Genomic DNA, 1,569 nt, shown 5'->3' on the forward strand with positions numbered 1-1,569 from the left:
CGGCCTAGCTGGCGATAGTCCATCGGGTGCTCCTTGGGCAAAACAATCATAAAAGCAGGTTGAATTATTTTTCGCAATCTGCATAATTGCGCACCTCTTTCTGCAGTGGAAGTGATGCGCCGCCGCCGAAGAATCTTGCCGTTGAACGGACGCGCCGACCCGAGCCCCCGAAAGCGTCTGTATCCGGCTGCCTTTGACTTGTCAAAGTACGCACTATTCAGTAAGATCCGCCGTCTAATTTACAGGGCGGCCCCTGAGGCTATAAAGAATGAAAACTTTTACTGCTAAACCGGAAACAGTAAAGCGCGACTGGTTTGTCGTCGACGCTGCTGGTCAGACCCTGGGTCGTCTGGCCACCGAAATCGCGAGCCGTCTGCGTGGCAAGCACAAGCCTGAGTACACTCCTCACGTTGACACCGGCGACTACATCGTCGTGATCAACGCCGAGCAGATCCGTGTTACCGGCGCTAAAACCACTGACAAAATGTACTACTCCCACTCCGGTTTCCCGGGCGGCATCAAGTCGATCAACTTTGAAAAGCTGATCGCCAAAGCCCCTGAGCGCGTGATCGAGACCGCGGTCAAAGGCATGCTGCCTAAGAACCCGCTGGGTCGCGACATGTACCGTAAGCTGAAAGTCTATGCGGGCGCTGCACACCCTCATACTGCTCAGCAGCCCCAAGAACTGAAGATTTAACGGAATAGTTCATTATGTCGGCGACTCAAAATTACGGCACTGGCCGTCGCAAGACCGCAACCGCACGCGTTTTCCTGCGTCCGGGTACTGGTAACATCTCCATCAACAATCGTTCGCTGGATAATTTCTTCGGCCGCGAAACTGCCCGCATGGTAGTTCGTCAGCCGCTGGAATTGACTGAGACTGTCGAGAAGTTCGACATCTACGTCACCGTGATCGGTGGTGGTGTAAGTGGTCAGGCTGGCGCAATCCGCCACGGCATCACTCGCGCTCTGATGGATTACGACGAAACTCTGCGCAGCGCTCTGCGTAAAGCCGGCTTCGTAACCCGCGATGCACGTGAAGTTGAACGTAAGAAAGTTGGTCTGCGTAAAGCGCGTAAGCGTCCGCAGTACTCGAAGCGTTAATTCGTTTCCACGTTCAAAAAAGAACGCCCGGATTCCTCACGGAACCGGGCGTTTTTTTATGCGTGAGATTTATCAAAGAATTGCGCTGTGACAACTTGCCACATCCGCAGACCCCCTATACTACAAGGCTTGGCAGTGGTGCCTCGGGGTAATTACCTTGTCAGAATTGGGGCTTTTCATTACCATTCGGCAAAATTTTTATAAGTGCACAGATTTACTTAGTAGATGCCTGATTTAACAGGCCACAAAGCTGATGGGAGAGGACTGAATGAGCAATGACGGCGTGAATGCAGGCCGGCGTCGCTTCTTGGTAGCAGCCACATCCGTGGTGGGTGCTGCAGGAGCGGTGGGGGCTGCGGTCCCGTTCGTGGGGTCATGGTTTCCCAGTGCCAAGGCGAAAGCCGCAGGTGCACCGGTGAAAGTGAATGTCAGCAAAATCGAGCCAGGCCAGCAGATGATTGCTGA

The 1,569-nt window shown here is 53.8% G+C and carries 3 protein-coding genes; all 3 read left to right on the forward strand.

Annotated elements, in window-relative coordinates; translation table 11 throughout:
* The first annotated feature begins 268 nt into the window (after window positions 1-268).
* Window positions 269-697, forward strand: a complete 429-nt coding sequence (rplM, locus tag D8V06_RS29215) for a 50S ribosomal protein L13 (RefSeq protein ID WP_003228062.1) — start codon at window positions 269-271, stop codon at window positions 695-697.
* 14 nt (window positions 698-711) lie between these two features.
* Complete coding sequence (gene rpsI / locus D8V06_RS29220; RefSeq protein ID WP_003228056.1) at window positions 712-1,104, forward strand: 30S ribosomal protein S9; 393 nt, start codon at window positions 712-714, stop codon at window positions 1,102-1,104.
* A 268-nt stretch (window positions 1,105-1,372) separates the two neighbouring features.
* A partial coding sequence (locus tag D8V06_RS29225; protein ID WP_277751320.1) for a ubiquinol-cytochrome c reductase iron-sulfur subunit N-terminal domain-containing protein occupies window positions 1,373-1,569 on the forward strand: 197 nt, incomplete at its 3' end.

This window comes from Pseudomonas sp. Sample_24 (assembly GCF_004307605.1).
In the GTDB taxonomy this organism is placed as follows: Bacteria; Pseudomonadota; Gammaproteobacteria; order Pseudomonadales; family Pseudomonadaceae; genus Aquipseudomonas.

Excerpts from the sequence above, each read along its gene's own strand:
- rplM (WP_003228062.1), top strand. The coding sequence starts at position 269 with ATGAAAACTTTTACTGCTAAACCGGAAACAGTAAAGCGCGACTGGTTT.
- rpsI (WP_003228056.1), top strand. The coding sequence starts at position 712 with ATGTCGGCGACTCAAAATTACGGCACTGGCCGTCGCAAGACCGCAACC.